Annotated in this window: 13 protein-coding genes and 1 pseudogene; 11 read left to right on the top strand and 3 right to left on the bottom strand. The window is 57.6% G+C overall.

The genetic code is table 11. The features are described 5' to 3' along the window. Positions 1–149: 149 nt before the first annotated feature. Both ACLD1X_RS26290 and ACLD1X_RS26285 read left to right on the top strand, forming a co-directional pair. Entirely contained in the window at positions 150–1,070 is a 921-nt protein-coding gene (locus tag ACLD1X_RS26290; protein ID WP_429372827.1) for a universal stress protein, read from the top strand. A 49-nt stretch (positions 1,071–1,119) separates the two neighbouring features. Beyond that, positions 1,120–2,025, top strand: coding sequence for an amino acid ABC transporter substrate-binding protein (locus tag ACLD1X_RS26285; protein WP_429372751.1), 906 nt, complete (start codon positions 1,120–1,122; stop codon positions 2,023–2,025). Positions 2,026–2,307: 282 nt separating this feature from the next. Here the strand turns inward: ACLD1X_RS26285 and ACLD1X_RS26280 are convergent, their stop codons facing one another. Together ACLD1X_RS26280 and ACLD1X_RS26275 are read right to left on the bottom strand one after the other, a co-directional pair. Then, positions 2,308–3,867, bottom strand: coding sequence for a sensor domain-containing diguanylate cyclase (locus ACLD1X_RS26280; protein ID WP_429372749.1), 1,560 nt, complete (start codon positions 3,865–3,867; stop codon positions 2,308–2,310). Between the two features lie 797 nt (positions 3,868–4,664). Then, positions 4,665–5,123 (bottom strand): winged helix-turn-helix transcriptional regulator, encoded by a 459-nt coding sequence (locus ACLD1X_RS26275; RefSeq protein ID WP_429372747.1) that lies wholly within the window; start codon positions 5,121–5,123, stop codon positions 4,665–4,667. Positions 5,124–5,260: 137 nt separating this feature from the next. Here ACLD1X_RS26275 and ACLD1X_RS26270 point away from each other — a divergent pair, with 137 nt between their 5' ends. From ACLD1X_RS26270 to ACLD1X_RS26260, 3 genes and pseudogenes are all read left to right on the top strand, one after another. Next, positions 5,261–6,544, top strand: a complete 1,284-nt coding sequence (locus tag ACLD1X_RS26270; protein ID WP_429372745.1) for an MFS transporter — start codon at positions 5,261–5,263, stop codon at positions 6,542–6,544. Between the two features lie 4 nt (positions 6,545–6,548). Next, positions 6,549–6,671, top strand: a pseudogene (locus tag ACLD1X_RS26265) (EamA family transporter); the annotation flags it as partial. A gap of 808 nt (positions 6,672–7,479) precedes the next feature. After that, positions 7,480–9,975, top strand: coding sequence for a putative bifunctional diguanylate cyclase/phosphodiesterase (locus ACLD1X_RS26260; protein WP_429372825.1), 2,496 nt, complete (start codon positions 7,480–7,482; stop codon positions 9,973–9,975). Between the two features lie 112 nt (positions 9,976–10,087). On the opposite strand, the gene ACLD1X_RS26255 is transcribed toward ACLD1X_RS26260, so the two are convergent. Next, positions 10,088–10,963 (bottom strand): LysR substrate-binding domain-containing protein, encoded by an 876-nt coding sequence (locus tag ACLD1X_RS26255; RefSeq protein WP_429372743.1) that lies wholly within the window; start codon positions 10,961–10,963, stop codon positions 10,088–10,090. 145 nt (positions 10,964–11,108) lie between these two features. Here ACLD1X_RS26255 and ACLD1X_RS26250 point away from each other — a divergent pair, with 145 nt between their 5' ends. From ACLD1X_RS26250 to ACLD1X_RS26225, 6 genes are all read left to right on the top strand, one after another. Continuing rightward, entirely contained in the window at positions 11,109–11,459 is a 351-nt protein-coding gene (locus ACLD1X_RS26250; protein WP_096512148.1) for a RidA family protein, read from the top strand. 46 nt (positions 11,460–11,505) lie between these two features. Continuing rightward, on the top strand, positions 11,506–12,897 hold the full coding sequence (locus tag ACLD1X_RS26245; RefSeq protein ID WP_429372741.1) for an FAD-dependent oxidoreductase: 1,392 nt from the start codon (positions 11,506–11,508) through the stop codon (positions 12,895–12,897). A gap of 500 nt (positions 12,898–13,397) precedes the next feature. After that, positions 13,398–14,564, top strand: a complete 1,167-nt coding sequence (locus ACLD1X_RS26240; protein WP_429372739.1) for a 2-aminoethylphosphonate--pyruvate transaminase — start codon at positions 13,398–13,400, stop codon at positions 14,562–14,564. A 274-nt stretch (positions 14,565–14,838) separates the two neighbouring features. Next, positions 14,839–16,182 carry an MFS transporter gene (locus ACLD1X_RS26235; RefSeq protein ID WP_429372737.1) on the top strand — a complete coding sequence of 448 codons (1,344 nt, stop codon included), beginning with the start codon at positions 14,839–14,841 and terminating at the stop codon, positions 16,180–16,182. Positions 16,183–16,220: 38 nt separating this feature from the next. Further along, complete coding sequence (gene phnX / locus ACLD1X_RS26230; protein ID WP_429372735.1) at positions 16,221–17,048, top strand: phosphonoacetaldehyde hydrolase; 828 nt, start codon at positions 16,221–16,223, stop codon at positions 17,046–17,048. 74 nt (positions 17,049–17,122) lie between these two features. Continuing rightward, positions 17,123–17,215, top strand: a 93-nt coding sequence (locus ACLD1X_RS26225; RefSeq protein WP_429372823.1) for a hypothetical protein, incomplete at its 3' end; no start/stop codon positions are given.

The raw sequence follows: 17,215 nt of genomic DNA, 5'->3' as shown, positions 1-17,215 counted from the left end.
GCACGTCGGACCACATCGTCCTTCCCCATTCCATTTGACAAATATCAACCTTCCGCCCCCGGTCGAAAGCAGGATAAGTGCAAGGCTTCATTGCCAATACCGCAGCCATTGCAGCAAGCCATTGCGCGATTACCTACCGGAGACCTGTCATGTCCGATCAATCACGTTTCATGCTGATCGTCTCGCCGTTAATGGAAAACAGCCCTGCCTTCGACCGGGCTGCCGCACTGGCCAAGGCCTCGGACTCGGCACTGCACATCGTGGCGTTCGATTACCTCGAAGGGCTGGCGACAGCTGGTATGGTCAACGAAAAAGCGCTGGAACAGATGCGGCTGGGCTATGTCGAGCGCCATCGTCAATGGCTTGAAGATCAGGCTAGACCGCTGCGCAAAATCGGGGTGCATGTCACCACTGAAGTGGTTTGGGTGGAGAGGCCTTTGCAGGAAATCCTCATTCATCTCAAAGAGCAGGAGATGGCCGTTGTGATCAAGGCGCTGGAACACGAATCCCTGCTGTCACGCCTGATGTTTACCCCATTGGATATCCATCTGCTGCGCGAATGCCCGGTGCCGCTGCATTTTGTCAGTCATGTGCACCACGCATTGCCGCGCAAGATCGTCGCCGCCGTCGACCCTTTTCATAGTGATGACCAATACGAAGGTTTCAACGACAGGATTCTGCGCGAGGCGTCAAAACTGGCCACCACCTGCAACGCCGAGCTCGACGTAATCTACGCCCATGACCTTTCATCCATCAGCGCAGATGAATTCGGTTTCAGTAATGGTTCGGCATTTTTTTCCTCGAACAAAGCCAAGACCCTGTTCGACGCTCAAGCTGACGCGTTCCGCGAGCTTTCGGAGCGCAACGGTATTGCGCCGGAGCGCCAGCACATGATCATGGGCAATCCGGCCAAGGTGCTTTCCAGCCATGCAGAGGCTTATGACACTGATGTCATTGTCATGGGTCGCGTAGGTCACCGCGCCATGGAGCGGTTAGTCGGCAGCACCGTGGAACATCTGCTGTACAAGATGCCATGCAGTGTGTGGGTAGTTTCACCAGAAGTAATTTGAACGATGGACAATCGTCTATCAAAAGAAATACGTGACGGGAGAATGAGAAATGAGCGCTCAACCGACCAAAGTCGTCAACCTGCTACTTGTCTGCCTACTTTCCCTGGTACCCGTAGTCGCAGGAGCCGATACGCTTGAACGGGTGCGGAACAGTCATTCCGTGGTTCTGGGGTATGTGCCTGACTTCGCCCCGTTTAGTACCCAAGCGGGTGACAAGGCCAGCGGATATGCGATTGACCTCTGTCAGGACATCTTCAGCACAATAAAAACCGAGTTGAACCTGCCCTCATTGCAAGTTCGTTATCAGCCAGTTCAATTGGGCGACGAAATCAGCGCCGTCAGTACTGGAAAAGTCGATATTCTCTGCACACCGACGCCAGTAACACTGGAGCGTCGCAAAACAGTCAGCTACTCAATTCCTGTCTACACGGCCGGCCTATCGGCCGTAGTCAACAAAAATGCGCCTAACGCGCTACTCAAGGTCCTGAAAGGAGACGTAGCCAAAACCGGCCCTACCTGGCGCACAGACGTCAATCGCGCACTGGCTAACATGACTTATGCCACGATCGCTGGCGGCGTCACCGAGCAGTGGATCAATCAACAAATGCGAACCTTAGGGGTGGTCGCCACGCTCGTCACTGTTCAAGACACTGCCGCGGGTCTCGAGCGTGTTGCCAATGGCAAGGCAGATGTTTTCTTCGCCGAACGCACGATGCTCAAACATGACCTCGCCGACAAATACACCACCGGGAATCTTGTACTGCTCGATCGCATTTTTGAGTACTCAACGACTTCAATGATGGTCGATCGAGACGATGAAAACTTCCGACTGCTGGTCGATAGCGCGCTAAGCGAAATGTACCGTACTGGTGCGATTGAACAGGCATACGACAAACATTTAGGAGGCGTCAGCGATACATCCCGGATGCTGTTCAAGCTCTATGCCCTACCTTAATGACGGTTGGATGCAAAGATAGAAATCATTAAGGACGGTTTCGACCTAGGAGCATCCGGGTAAAAGCACCATCACCCACCCAGTAGTGATGTAATTGGCCAGCGGTCGAATGCAGACCGATCGATCAATGGCCACTGTAGCCAAGCAATTCGTGCCAGTCATTGCTGAGGTGCTCTCTGGAATGAGGGTGTGATGACTTGGGCGCCACACAAGGTGAGTAGGCCGGACGCTTACCCTACCTTGATTCTTAGGTACTCCTCAAAGTACACGTAAGCTGAGACGCTAGCAGGCCACAACTTTGTTTCGCCCGCTCTGCTTGGCCAGATAAAGCCTTTCATCGGCTAGTTTCAATACCGCATCGCAGGTCGACGCCTCCTCTCGACAGGCCACTCCGATAGAAAGCGTCAGCTTGCCTACCGAAGGCACATCGCTGCTCGCCACGTTATCTCTGATCCGCTCCGCGATGGTTTCCGCGATGGCCATCGATGTCTCTGGCATTATCAGAACGAATTCTTCGCCCCCGGCCCGGCAGGTCAGGTCGCTGGCTCTTGAATTGTTTTTAATGATCTCAGCGATGTGCTTGAGCGCTGAATCTCCCGCATCGTGGCCGAAGGTATCGTTCACGCGCTTGAAGTGATCGATGTCCAGGGAGAGTACGGCGTATGGCTGTTCAGTCTGCGTCAACATCTCTAGGAGCCCTCCCATCGCCCTTCGATTCGCAAGACCGGTCAGGGCGTCGCTCAGTGCTTCATGGCTGAGATGGCCAAGCTTTTGTTGCATGAGTTTTACACCGGTGAGAAGGGCTCGCCGGATAGCGTATGCGTCGCGGTACCAGGCTTGCACGTGCAGCAATTGGGTCTCGGCTTCTGGAGCCGTCAACTGGGTAGCGACGGTCGATAGCTGGCGCAGCGGCCGCGAGATTAGGGCAGTGCCGGCCAGAATCAACCCAAATCCCACAATACCTGCCGGAACCATTCCCATGATGATGAGGCTCATCAGGGGGGCCAGTGGAGCGAGCGCTCGCTCCCGAGGTTGCAGTGCTACTACTGCCCAATGTGCATCCGGTACTTGTGCGTAGCCAGCCAGCAACTGGCCTCCCTTGTCATTCGGAACATCCATCGCCCCGTGCTCGCCCCGCAACGCCGCGTCCACCGTCTTGCTTGGCTCGAGAATTTCGCCGATTCTCTGCAGGTCGGGGTGATACAGCAGGCGCCGATTCCCGTCGGTAACGAATACGAAGGTGCCTTCATGGTGGAAATGACTGCTTATTATCGTATGCAAAGCGCTCTGCTGCATGAGATAGACGGAGCCGCCGATCGCACCGAGAAACTGGCCCGATGCACTGACGATCGGCTGGGAAATGAATATAACCAAATGGCCGGTGGCCGATTTGTAGGCTGAGCTGACTAGGGGGCCGTGCTCTCTGAGGGCCTGCTGCACGCTCGCCGAATCCAATGCGGAACCCTCGGTTTTCAGAGCCTCTGGTGCCGTCTGTAGAACCCTGCCACTCGCATCGGCTATGGTAATCGCATTGAGGTCCGCATCCTGCTGTTGCAAGCGATTTGCCTCGGCTTGGAGTGCTTCTGGCTCATTCCAATGAGCAGCCAGGACGCTCGCGCTGTATTTCATTCGCCCCTGTGCCGATTGAAGAAACGCTCCAATGCTCGAGGCTACCTTGGCGGCATAGGCGCTGTTGGACTCGAGCGTCAAATGAATCAGCGCTTCGCGCTGGACCCGGTAGGCAACAATAAGGCTGTTGCTGAGAGTGGCAAGCACTGACAGCAGGACAAAAAAGAGAATAAGTGCGCGCAGATCGAGTGGCAGAGGCCATAAGCGCTTCATTTCATACCCTGAGGAGGACACGGGAGTCTCCTTCTACAGGTTAGTTCGAGTTACGCGTGGATGGCTTGGCTGCAGCTACAGGATTTTCATTTTTTCAAAAAGTTGATCATCGCGGTCCATCTGAAGCAGTACGTCTGCTGCGGGTCGGTTTCAGCCGGACGTGGAAGACTGAAATCGGCCAAAACAGCCATTTAACTTTTTCCGCCTGCTAAATCGTCCCCGGGTTTCCTATCTGCCTTGTTCTGCCGTGTGCCTCCCTGTGGCAAAACGTTAGCTTAGGTCTTCAATCCCACTAGTTGGCATCCGGACGAATGTCCCCCCCCACAAGTGGGCGTGTGGGGGGAGTTTCATCTTTTTTGGGGGTAGATTCAGGGACAGTTTCCGTCTGAAAGACATAGCCTATAACGCAGCATTGCAGGCCAAAGGCGCATCCAAATGCCCTTCACTCAAATGGCTTGATTATTGCCTTACAGCTCATACGAGCTCATGACTTTCACAGCTCCCAATTTACCAGGCACCAGTATAAAAACAACGGTTATGGGAGGTTAGTGTCATGTGGAATCACCCTCTGATGCTCTCGATTATCTACCTGACTATCACCCTCAGCATTGGTTGGTTCTTTACCGTTGCTATCCTGGATTTTCTTTGATCCGATTGGTGACGGTCGGTCCGCATTTGCTGCCCTTCGCGACAGGCAACAATCGGCCAGAGGCGGACATGTTCTTGTCAACTACGCCCTGCACACTGGCTCTAATTTACTCTGCATCGTTCTGGTGTGAAGCAAAGCTGCTGTCGATTCACGACTCGCCGTCAACAAGCCTCACTCTGTGGCAGTCAGACGGTCCAAGTTTCTGACCACTTGATGAGCGAACATCAATCGGCATCAGAGGCTGGCCGGACTCGTTGTCCATCAGCACAGAACGCGTCTCCTGCGGCTTGAACAGGAAACGTTCGCCCCACTGCCGCATGCTGACCACCACCGGAAAGATCTCCCGTCCTTTTTCCGTAAGGACGTACTCCTTGTAGGCACTGCCATCTGACGCCGGTCGAAGGTCGAAAACCCCGACCTCAACCAGCGTCTTCAGTCGCGATGCCAGAATATTTTTGGCCACGCCCAAGCTCTTTTGAAAATCGCTGAACCGGCGAATGTCGTCAAAAGCGTCGCGGATGATCATGAGCGACCAACGATCCCCGATGGCCTCCAGTGCTCTTGCTACCGGGCATTCGCTGCTGTGTGGTGAGGTGTCTTCGACCATCTTTTTGACCTTGCGGAATGTGGAGTTGCCAAGTCTGTCCACCAGCCCGGCGCAATGTGGTTGCAATTTAAAACCTGATGCAGCAACAATTGAATCTAGTTTTTAATTGAAACCAGTTTAACGCCATGGAGCTGTACATGACAGCAGATGCCGACTCAGCCACCAAACGGTTCTCCAGACAACCTTCGCGATTGCTGCTTTCGGATACCGGAGAAAGCAGCAGGAATGACCGTTCTCCAGGGCTTTCCCCGTCGCTCACGTTATTGTTTTCTGTCGCCTGCGCGCTGGCAGTAGCCAACGTTTACTTCGCACAACCGTTACTCGATTCAATGGCTCAGAGCCTGGGTGTGGCCGCATCAATGATAGGCGTTGTCGTGACTGCTACTCAGGTTGGTTACGCGTTGGGATTGCTGTTCATCGTCCCACTGGGCGATTTGGTAAACCGTAAGCGGCTGATTCTGACTCAGGTACTGCTGTCTGCGGTTGCACTCGCGGCGGTCGGCGCAGCCCAGCAATGGCTGGCCCTGTTGGGCGCCATGATTGTGATGGGCTTACTGGCAGTGGTCGTTCAAGTACTTGTGGCATACGCCGCCGTGTTGGCAACGCCATCACAACGCGGGCAAGCAGTGGGGACGGTAACAAGTGGCATTGTCCTGGGCATTCTTCTGGCGCGGTTTACCTCTGGCCTGATTGCGGACATCGCGGGCTGGCGCGCCGTTTATTTCGTATCCTCAGGATTGATGTTGACCATCGCGGCGGTGCTGTGGAAAGTGGTTCCTGTCACGGCGCCGCCAAGGCACCAGGACGCCTACCTGGCGCTCATGAGTTCGGTCTTCAAACTGTTCATCACCGAACGCACTTTACGCGCCAGGGGCCTTCTGGCCTTACTGATCTTTGCCGCTTTTTCCGTGCTGTGGACATCCATGGTGCTGCCGTTGAGCGCCCCGCCGCTGTCGCTTTCACACACTGCCATCGGCATGTTTGGATTGGCCGGCGTCGCCGGTGCCCTCGCTGCCAGTAGAGCCGGTCGCTGGGCCGATCAAGGCCTGGGGCAACGTGTTACCGGCATTTCGCTGGGGCTCCTGACGCTGTCCTGGTTGCCCATCACGTTTGCCGAGACGTCCCTGATCGCGCTGGTCTGTGGCGTAGTCCTGCTCGACTTCGCGGTGCAAGCAGTACATGTCACCAACCAGAGCCTCATTTTTGCTGCACGACCCGACGCCCAAAGTCGCATGGTCGGCGCATACATGTGCTTCTACTCGGTCGGTAGCGCGCTGGGAGCCGCAGCCGCGACCCAGGTTTATGCACTATGGGGCTGGATTGCAGTAAGCCTGCTGGGCGCCTTGATCAGCGCTACCGCCTTGGTTCTGTGGTTTCTCACGTTTCATTTTTCAACGATCAATCAAGGAAGATCAGCATGAAAGCCTCGGTTCAGTCATGATTTTCAATGAGACCCTGTCACTGAACAAAATCCTTGCAGTCGTTCTCATCGTGTCGGGCCTTGGCGTCGGGTTATATGGACAGCGCGTCCTCAGTGCGTTGCTCTAGCGATCTGACCGATACCCATCGTGATGAAACAGCACGAGCTGCAGACCTTCTGAAAATAGATCAGAGGTGTAAACCTTGTTCAGGACGAGACACCACCTATTGGAAAATAAATCCGCTCCCTTTTTGACCATTTGAATTCGGCAGCGGACATTGCTAGCGCTGCCGAACGGGCGTCCGGATCACATACACGCCAACAAGAATTGCGCTCATCGCCATCAGATCCATGGCTCGCAGCCCCTCCCCGACAAGTATGCCGATCAGCAGCGCCACCACCGGTGGCAGGTACGTCACTGTCGAGGCTTGCCGGACGGGCCGCTACCGACCTGGAGCAGTCGGCGACCGGAATAAAGGCAAATTAGTGGCTATGCTTGATCTGCTATCGAAACTGATCAGGCAGCCCGGCAGGCTGCGCGGAAATGACCCGCAACCGGCCCTATGTCACCCGACCATTGTGCGTGAAGCATCCGGTTCAGGGGCGCAAATCCGCAACGACACTCGGGAAGACGAGGCTGAGGAAATTGAAAGGAACAGGACATCTGGCAAAAGTGATTGCCGACGTTCAGTTCTACAATGGAGAGCGAGGAGAATCGTTACCTGAAACGATGATGTCAAACACAACAAAGGTAGCTATTGCTGGTCTCGGGAGCTTCGCTCACGAAAACCGGCGTGAATCCGGAACATGGAAAAAATCTGGCTGATGCTACGTGCGGTGTGTTCTCAGGTTCAGGTGTCGGCGCAAAAGGTTAACGGGTTTCCGAATACCGCTTCTATTGGTCAATTTAGAAGGATTATGTTTGGAGATTGTGAAATGGATTTTTTCAGGAATAAAAGCGCCGAAAAGCAAGCCATTCCCACCCGTTCAAACAAACCGCGCTCGACCAAATGGCACCGCATGTACTTTTTTCTTGCGGGATTCGACGTGCTGGTTGTTGTGCTGAGCGTGCTATTGAATCACCTGATCGTCGATACCTATCACCGCTCCATCAAGGCCAACCAGTCGTGGGTCCGACAGCTGTCGAGCTATTCAACGCTGGGCAGCCTGGCTTCCACAGTCAATGCGCCGGGCAATAATGTGTTCGATACACACAATGTTGAAGCCGAATCGCGGAATATGTATGAAGCCTTGCGCGTCTTCAACGAGCATTTGGCAATGGCCAAAAAACAGTTGGAAGTACGGATCGCCCATGAGGCTGAACACAGTGCAGATATACAAGCCTTTACCCTTGCATTGAAGGATGAGGTGGGTGCAGTTGATGCCGCGATGGTCGAAATGGTGAACGAGGCCTTGCTGATCTTTTCCTACTTCAGGGAGGGGCAGTCGGATAGTGCTGGCAAGCGCATGGCAACGATGGACAGGAAGTTTGCCCTGGTGCTCGCCTCACTCAGTACCGTGCGCGATCGCGTGGGCCTGATTCAAAGCAGGCTCCTGGAGGAGGAGCTTGAGTCGGTCGAAGAACTGCGCCGGGTCGAATACGCGATCATGCTGTTCGTGCTACTGATGGTCAGTGCGGCCATGATCTACGGGGGCAAGATCAGGCGCGAAATGGAGTCGCAAGCAGCCGAAAAGGAAGGTTATCTGGCAGTGCTGCGCGAAAGCGAGAAGCAGGCCCGCCAGCAGGCATCGCTGCTGGACAAGGCCCAGGACGCCATTGTCGTTCACGGGATGGATAACCGCATCCTGTACTGGAACAAAAGTGCCGAGCGTCTCTACGGCCTGACAAAGGAAGAGGCACTCGGCAAATCGGCACAGGAGTTGATCTACCAGGGTAGCGCCGCTTTCAATGCGGCCACCAACAGCCTGATAGAAACGGGTGACTGGGCGGACGAAGTTACACTTCGACGCCGGGATGGCCGCACCATCACGCTCGAAAGTCATCGAACCCTGGTGCGAGACGATGATGGCCAGCCGCAATCCGTTCTGTCGATCAATACGGACATCACCCACCGCAAGACCGCTGAGCAAGAGGTCCAGCGTTTGGCCTTCTACGATCAGCTGACCGGGCTGGCCAACAGGCGGCTCATGCTGGACCGGTTGCAGCATCTGCTGGCGGGCAGCTCCCGTAGCCTGAATACGAGCGCGATAATTCTCATTGACCTGGATAACTTCAAGGCACTGAACGACACGCTGGGGCATGACAGGGGCGACATGTTGCTGCAGCAAGTTGCTCTGCGCCTTTGCGGCTGCATACGCGAAAGCGACACCGTGGCTCGCCTGGGTGGAGACGAATTCGTCGTCCTGCTGGATGGCCTTAACGAGAATCCTCCAGAAGCAGCTATCCAGGCCAAGGCTATTGGCGAAAAGATTCTCGACTCGCTGAACATTTCCTACCAGCTGGATGGATATGAGCACCACAGCACCCCCAGCCTCGGCATTGCGCTGTTCCAGGGTCAGCTGAACACAGTGGACGATATTATGAAGCGTGCCGACCTGGCGATGTATCGCGCCAAGGCGGCGGGCCGCAATACCATGCGCTTCTTCGATCCGCAAATGCAGGCGGTTGCCACGGCACGCGCCAGGCTGGAAGTTGACTTGCGCCAAGGCTTGCACGACCACGAATTCCTTCTTCATTACCAGCCGCAGGTAGATAGTGAGGGCCGTATCATTGGCGCAGAGGCACTGATGAGATGGCAGAATCCTGAGCGCGGAGTCGTGTTTCCAAGCGAGTTCATTCCATTGGCAGAGGACACCGGGTTGATTCTGCCGTTAGGTCGTTGGGCGCTGGAGGCAGCCTGCACTCAGCTGGTTGCCTGGGCAAAGCACTCGGAAACCGCCCGACTGGGTATGGCTGTGAATGTCAGCGCCCGCCAGTTTCACCATCCGGACTTCGTCGAGGAGGTACTGCAAGTACTGAGATACACGGGGGCCGATCCGAAGAAATTGAAACTGGAACTGACCGAAGGCCTGTTGATAGAGGATGTGGAAAGTACTGTCGCCAAAATGATCGAGTTGAAACAGATCGGCATAGGCCTTTCGCTGGATGATTTCGGAACCGGCTACTCGTCACTGTCATACCTCAAAAGCCTTCCGCTGGATCAACTCAAGATCGACCAGTCCTTCATCAGAGACGTGCTGGTTGATCCCAACGACGCCGCCATCGCCTGCGCGATTGTGAGCCTGAGCAAGATATTGGGGCTTTCGGTGATCGCAGAAGGTGTGGAGACAGAAGCTCAGCGCACTTTTCTGGTCAAGCATGGCTGCCAGACCTACCAGGGCTTCCTGTTTTCCCCACCACTGCCAGCCGAACAATTTGAGGAGTATGTTCACGAAAGATTAATGGCGAGCACTGATTTCCCACGGACCTAGACTGGATCGCCATCACTTCGAGGCGCCTGGGAACGTCCGCTTTCGGCTGTGGATTCACAGCCCTGGCAACCTGCCGCACCCGCGAAGAACCCCTGCTCCTGAGCGATGAACTTCACTCTCCCAACCCTTCCCCAACGATGTCGAAAAAGGTCGTCAGGATTCGCCGCGAGCTCTGTGCCCGCAGGCACACCAGGGTCTCGGTGAAGCAGCGCTGGCAGTCGCTGATCGGCAATCCTCGAAGCCGGGAATCAGAGCCCAGCTCGGCTGCCGAGACCACACCGACGCCCATGCCGATCGCCACGGCTTCGCGCGCGGCCTCACGCCCCTCCACCACGATCGCCTTGCGGATGCGCAAACCTGCCGCCGCCATCTCCTCTTCCAGGGACAGCCGTGTGACAGAACCTTGTTCACGCAAGACCAGCGGCGTATTGTCCAGGTCAGCGAGGGAAATGGAGGTGCGTTGCGCCCATGGATGGTCATGGGCGACGAAGGCGAGCATCGGATCACTGCGCAGGCGCAGCGTCAGCAAGCGCTCGTCCTCGATGTGCCGTCCCAACAGGGCAATGTCTGCCTGGTGTCCGAACAACCGCTGCAGGACCTCATCGGTGTTGGCCGTTTCAATCTTCACGTCGACGCCGGGGTAACGGCTGCAGAAACGGGCGACATAGGGCAATACATGCACCGGCGCATCCACGGCGAGGTTCAGGGTCCCGGTCGACAGGGTGCGGTAGTCCATGAGCATGTCATGGGCATCGACGCTGATATCGAACAGCCGCTGGGTCAAGCCGAACAATTGCTCGCCCACCTCAGTCAGGCGCACCAGCCGCTTGTCGCGATAGAACACCATCACGCCGTAGTAATCCTCGAGCTTGCGCACCTGGTCGGACACCGCTGGCTGGGACAGGCAGAGCTGCTCGGCCGCCCGGGTGAAGCTGCCATTCATGGCCACGGCGTGGAACGCCTTGAGTTGCGTATGGGAAATCGCCATTGGAGACCTTCCTATAGTTTCAGCTTATTCATGCATTCGTTAAATCGATTTTATTTATGAAAGATGAACTGCAAGCATGGTTTTCGCAAGTCGTCTGACCGCTGCCTGAGCAGCGGCACCGCTGGCATTGACCTTGGAGTGCGCTATGGAAATTGAACGTTTCGCCGCGATTAAACGCCGTTCGGACATGGTCCGGTACGACAACCACCTCTACATCGGGGGCCAGGTAGCCACGGACCTCAGTGGCGATATCGAGGCGCAGACCCGTGAGGTGCTCGCGGGTATCGAGCAGTTGTTGCTCAGTGCCGGCAGCGACCGCACGCGGGTGCTGTCGGTGCGCATCCTGCTCGCCGACCGTGAGGACTACGAAGGGCTGAACAGGGTCTGGGATGAATTTTTTCCTGCAGGCCATGCCCCCACCCGTGCCTGCACGCTGGCGCAATTGATCGACCCCGCCTGGCGCGTGGAAATGATCGTGGTCGCCGCGTGCGCTTGATGATGTCCAGTCCTTTACCTCGAACCCATCAATGGAAATGCCCCCCATGCGACCCTACTGGCTCGATCAGGCCCTGAAAGACCAACCCGACACACCCTGCCCTCGGCTGCAGCAGGACACCCGCGCCGACGTCTGCATTGTCGGTGGCGGTTACACCGGCTTGTGGACCGCGATCATGATCAAGGAACAGAACCCCGAACTGGACGTGGTCATCGTCGAAGCCGACATCTGCGGTGCCGGTGCCAGCGGACGCAACGGCGGTTGCGCGCTGTCCTGGTCGGCCAAGTACTTCACCCTGGAGCGCTTGTTCGGCGTCGAAGAGGCGGTACGCCTGGTCAAGGAATCGGAGCAGAGCATTTACGCCATCGGCCACTTTTGCGAAAAGTACGCGGTGGATGCCGATTACCGTCTCGATGGCACGCTCTACACCGCGACCAACCGCGCCCAGGTGGGTTCGACCGACGGGGTGATCGCGGCGCTGGAGCGCAATGGCATCAACTCGTTTTCCAGATACGCGCAGGAGGACGTGCAGCGTATGGCGGGTTCAACCCGGCACATCGAAGGCTGGTTTTCGCCGGCGGCCGCCAGTGTGCAACCGGGCAAGCTGGTCCGCGGCCTGCGCCGGGTCGCGCTGGAACTGGGCGTGCGAATCTACGAAGGTTCACCGATGACCGGCCTGGAACAAGGGCTGCCGGCCACCGTCGCCACGCCGGGCGGGCAAGTCGTCGCCGAGCGCGTGGTGCTCGCGATGAACGCCTGGATGGCGCGGGCCTTTCCAGAGTTCGAGCGTACAGTGGCCATTGTCTCCAGCGACATGATCATCACCGAACCGCGACCTGATCTGCTCAAGCGCATCGGCCTGACCAGCGGGGTCACCGTACTCGACTCGCGAATCTTCGTGCACTACTACCACAACACCCCGGACGGCCGGATCATGCTCGGCAAAGGAGGCAATACCTTCGCCTACGGCGGGCGCATCCTGCCGGTGTTCGACCAGCCCTCCCCCTATGAAGGCTTGTTGCGTAACACCCTGGGGGAGTTCTTCCCGGAGTTTGCCGATGTCGGCATCGCCGCCACCTGGAATGGCCCGTCCGATCGCTCGGTCACCGGGTTGCCGTTCTTCGGTCGTATGGGCGCGAGGGGCAATATCTACTATGGCTTCGGCTATTCCGGCAGCGGCGTCGGTCCTTGTCATATGGGCGGGCAAATCCTCTCGTCGCTGGTGCTGGGACTGGACAATCCCTGGACGCGCTCACCGCTGCTGCAAGGCCCGCTCGGCCACTTTCCTCCAGAGCCGATTCGCTACCTGGGTTCACTGATGGTGCGCAACGCCGTTCGCCGCAAGGAACGAGCCGAAGATCACAATCGACGCCCGAGTCGACTCGACGTGCGCCTGGCAAAATTCGCCGCGGCAGCCGGCAAGGCGGACAAGGGCTAACCGCTTCGTCTTGCCGGCGAATTTTTTTCGCTGGCCGACAGAAAACCTGCCCGGCGCCGACCGGGCAGGTTTTTTTAAAAGCCCATGATTTACGCACGAACCAGATCGTTCGTAATCGGCTGCCACGTGTCATTTCAGCCACCCCGCCCCCTCCGGTCCAATCTGCAAACCCTCTCGTGACGGAAGAGGCGCGGAACGTCATTCAGCCAAAAAATTAACCTTCAACTTCAAATACTTAACCTCAACACCTGGCGCTGTGCGATGACATCGGCGCGAGGGGTGCGTACTCACTCGCCCACGGAAAAATCTGCCGGTTCATGCTGGCCGGTATGCAATGCAGGACCTGTCATTTCAAAAGAAACCGGGAGGGTCATCGCCTGGACACATATAAGCTCAGCTTGTTTATGACATGTGATAAATCGATTTCATTTATTTTTCAGCGAATGTTTTTATCGCTCCGTGCATCACTCCCCACAAAAACAAAACCGCCGGAGAAGATCATGACCAAAGCCGAGTTTCCGACTCCCCTGCCGCTGGCCACACCAGCCCTGGGCGAACCCTACCTGCTGACCCCGGGGCCGTTGACCACCTCGAAAGCCACCAAGGAAGCCATGCTCCGCGACTGGGGTTCATGGGACGCAGCCTTCAACCGCGTCACCGCCGAGGTTCGCCAGCACCTGTTGCACATGGCTGGTGTGCAGGACGACAGTTTTGCCTGTGTACCGTTGCAAGGCAGCGGCAGCTACTCAGTGGAGGCAGCGCTGGCCACTGCCATCCCCCGTGACGGCAAAGCCCTGGTGCTGATGAACGGCGCCTACGGCCAGCGAGCCACCAAGACCCTGGAATACCTCGATCGCGCCTACATCACGCTGGACAAAGGTGACTACCTGCCGCCGCAGCCGGATGAGGTGGACGCACTGCTCAAGGCCAATCCGGATGTGACCCACGTCTTCCTGGTCCATTGCGAAACCAGCTCCGGCATCCTCAACCCGCTGCGCGCGATCGCCGATGTGGTCAAGGCCCACGGCAAGTCCCTGATCATCGACGCCATGAGCACCTTCGGCGCCGTGCCGGTGACCATCGATGACATCGCCTTCGACGTGCTGGTGTCCTCGGCCAACAAGTGCATCGAAGGCATCCCCGGCTTTGGCTTCGTGATCATCCGCCGCTCGGTCCTGGAAGCGGCCAAGGGGCGCGCCAATTCGTTGTCCCTCGACCTCTACGAGCAGTGGGTCTACATGGAACGCACCGGCCAATGGCGTTTCACTCCGCCGACTCACAGCGTGGTGGCCTTTCACAAAGCCCTCGAACAGCACGCGAACGAAGGCGGCGTGCAGGGCCGGCTGGCGCGCTATACGCGCAACCGCGACGTTTTGGTCAGCGGCATGCGCGAGCTGGGATTCCGCACCTTGCTGGAAGACTGCTGGCTGTCGCCGATCATCACCACGTTCTTTTGCCCCGAGCATCCGGATTTCCAGTTCATGCGTTTCTACGATGAGCTCAAGACCCGTCAATTCATCATCTACCCGGGCAAGTTGACCCAGGCCGAAAGCTTCCGCATCGGCTGCATCGGACAGATCGACGAATACGTCGTCCATCAACTGCTGCGCGCCATCGCCGACAGCCTCGTTGCCATGGGTGTGGACATGCGCAAAACGCCGACCTGATCGCCCCCTTTCAAGGTCCCCGTCAATTCGAGCACAGGTGCAATGGGTAGCACCTCTGGACAGGGATCTTTTTTTAATCATGGACTCGCTGACACATCGCCCGGCTGCGCCGGACACCCGTCAGTGATCGCGACACGTTGATATTTCAAGCCTGAAGCCGTTCTCACTGCCATCTGATCGATGTCGTGGGTCTGGACGGGCTTGTGCACCGAAAACAAAAACAAAAACCAACCAAATTTGCGCTGTCTGGCACCTCACACGGGATCAGAACACCATGAACAAACACACCGCAAACCCACTCGCAACCGGCTGGAAATCCCTCCAGCGTTGGCGCGTGCAGATCTTCCTGATCACCTGGGTGGCCTATGCCGCCTTCTACTTCACCCGAAAAGCGTTTTCGGTGGCCAAGCTGGGTATTGGCGAAGACCCGAGCTTCATGCTCGAAAAGTCCATGATGGCCAACCTCGATGCGCTCTACCTGACCGCTTATGCCGTGGGCCAGTTTCTGTGGGGCAACTTTTCCGACCGCTTCGGCCCGAGGGTCGTGGTGCTCAGCGGCCTTGTCATCTCGGCCGTGGCCGCGCTGGCCATGGGAACCTACGCCACCTTGCCGATTTTCGTCTCCTGCATGCTGATTCAGGGGCTTGCCCAGTCCACCGGCTGGTCAGGCCTGTGCAAGAACGTCGGCAGTTTCTTCAGTACCGGAGAGCGTGGCCGCGTACTGGGTTACTGGAGCACCAGCTATGCCTTTGGCGGCCTGGTGGCAACGCCCTTTGCCGGCTGGTGGGCCTACAACTCGTTCCATGACTGGCGCATCGCGTTCATCAGCAGCGCTGTCGTGGTCCTGGTGGTGGCGGCGTTGTTCTTCGTGCTGCAACGAAACCGGCCGGAAGACGTGGGCCTGCCAGCGGTCGAGATCGAACTCGAACCGGTCGGCAACGTCGTCGTGCCACGTGAAAGCATGTGGGCCGGCTTGCGCACCGTGATCAAGAATCGAACCGTGCTGGTGCTCGGCCTGGCCTATTTCATGCTCAAGCCTGCGCGCTACGCCATCCTCCTGTGGGGGCCGGTGATCATCTACGACCGGATGCCCGAGATCGGCAAGGTTGCCTCCTCCATCGTTCCCACCTCGTTTGAACTGGCAGGCCTGATCGGCCCGATCCTCATCGGTATTGCATCGGACAAGTACTTCGGAGCGCGTCGCATACCGGTCTGCGTCCTGAGCCTGGTAGTGCTCACCATTTGCCTGGGCTTGTTCGTGCCGGCCATGCAGAGCGGCAGCCTTTATATGGTGGTCGGCTTGCTGTTCATGATGGGCCTGACGCTCTACGGGCCGGACTCGATGATCAGCGGTTCGGCGGCCATTGACTTCGGCAGCAAGGACGGCGCGGCCTCTGCCGCAGGCTTCGTCAACGGCTGTGGTTCGGTGGGGGCGGTCCTCGGCGGCCTGCTGCCGGGCTACTTCGACACCATCACCGTGTTCCTGGTGTTCACCGGCACGGCGCTGCTGGCCAGCCTGATGCTGGTGCCATTCTGGAACAGCCGTCCGAAAACAGTGGAAGCCATTTCGCTTGAGTCGACCGCGGTGCAACCGGCCATTGCCGGCACCGCTTCCTGAACCCGAACGTCCAACTACCCCTCACTGGAGCAATCACCATGCACTACCAACAACCGACTCAACTGCAAGCCGTGGTCCTGGACTGGGCGGGCACCGTCGTCGACTTCGGTTCTTTCGCACCGACGCAAATCTTCGTCGAAGCCTTTGCCGAGTTCGGCGTTGCCGTCTCCCTGGCGGAAGCCCGCGGGCCGATGGGCATGGGCAAGTGGGATCACATCCGCACGCTGTGCAACGAGCCACAAATCGCCGATCGCTACCATGCCGTCTTCGGCCGCCTGCCAACGGACGACGACGTCACCGCCCTCTACGAGCGCTTCATGCCGTTGCAGATCGAGAAGATCGCCCTGCACTCGGCATTGATTCCCGGCGCGCTCGATACGATCGACGGCTTGCGCGACAAGGGCCTGAAAATCGGCTCCTGCTCGGGTTATCCGGCAGTGGTCATGGAAAAGGTCGTAGAGCTGGCGCGCAAGAACGGCTACGTCACCGACCATGTGGTTGCCACCGACGAAGTGCCTAACGGTCGTCCACATCCCGCACAGGCGTTGGCCAATGTCATCGCGCTGGGGATCGACGATGTCGCGGCTTGCGTCAAGGTCGACGACACCTGGCCGGGCATCCTCGAAGGCCGCAGCGCGGGCATGTGGACGGTCGCACTGACCTGCTCCGGCAACGCACTGGGCCTGACCTATGAGGAATTCAAGGACTTGTCCCTGGAAGAGCTGGCCCAGGAGCGCACACGCATCATCAAGATGTTCGAAGCCTCTCGCCCGCACTACCTGATCGACACCATCGTGGATTTGCCCGCTGTCATCGAAGACATCAACGCTCGTCTGGCACGTGGCGAAACACCTCAGGGCTCCTGACCTGCAGGGCTTATGCCATTGACAGTGGCCGCCCTGCGGGCGGTCACAACCAAAACCGACAAGAGAACCCGATCATGAACTACGCCCACCCAGGCACTCCCGGTGCCATCGTTTCCTTCAAGTCCCGTTACGGCAACTACATCGGCGGCGAGTTCGTCGCGCCTGTC

It is taken from the genome of Pseudomonas sp. 18173, assembly GCF_050432945.1.
Lineage (GTDB): Bacteria > Pseudomonadota > Gammaproteobacteria > Pseudomonadales > Pseudomonadaceae > Aquipseudomonas.
The sequence above is the reverse complement of the archived record's forward strand: the minus strand, read 5'-3'. Positions and strand labels throughout refer to the sequence as shown.

Bases quoted from the DNA above. Each gene is read 5' to 3' on its own strand.
- ACLD1X_RS26290 (WP_429372827.1), top strand. From the start codon at position 150: ATGTCCGATCAATCACGTTTCATGCTGATCGTCTCGCCGTTAATGGAA.
- ACLD1X_RS26285 (WP_429372751.1), top strand. From the start codon at position 1,120: ATGAGCGCTCAACCGACCAAAGTCGTCAACCTGCTACTTGTCTGCCTA.
- ACLD1X_RS26280 (WP_429372749.1), bottom strand. From the start codon at position 3,867: ATGAAGCGCTTATGGCCTCTGCCACTCGATCTGCGCGCACTTATTCTC.
- ACLD1X_RS26275 (WP_429372747.1), bottom strand. From the start codon at position 5,123: ATGGTCGAAGACACCTCACCACACAGCAGCGAATGCCCGGTAGCAAGA.
- ACLD1X_RS26270 (WP_429372745.1), top strand. From the start codon at position 5,261: ATGACAGCAGATGCCGACTCAGCCACCAAACGGTTCTCCAGACAACCT.
- ACLD1X_RS26260 (WP_429372825.1), top strand. From the start codon at position 7,480: ATGGATTTTTTCAGGAATAAAAGCGCCGAAAAGCAAGCCATTCCCACC.
- ACLD1X_RS26255 (WP_429372743.1), bottom strand. From the start codon at position 10,963: ATGGCGATTTCCCATACGCAACTCAAGGCGTTCCACGCCGTGGCCATG.
- ACLD1X_RS26250 (WP_096512148.1), top strand. From the start codon at position 11,109: ATGGAAATTGAACGTTTCGCCGCGATTAAACGCCGTTCGGACATGGTC.
- ACLD1X_RS26245 (WP_429372741.1), top strand. From the start codon at position 11,506: ATGCGACCCTACTGGCTCGATCAGGCCCTGAAAGACCAACCCGACACA.
- ACLD1X_RS26240 (WP_429372739.1), top strand. From the start codon at position 13,398: ATGACCAAAGCCGAGTTTCCGACTCCCCTGCCGCTGGCCACACCAGCC.
- ACLD1X_RS26235 (WP_429372737.1), top strand. From the start codon at position 14,839: ATGAACAAACACACCGCAAACCCACTCGCAACCGGCTGGAAATCCCTC.
- phnX (WP_429372735.1), top strand. From the start codon at position 16,221: ATGCACTACCAACAACCGACTCAACTGCAAGCCGTGGTCCTGGACTGG.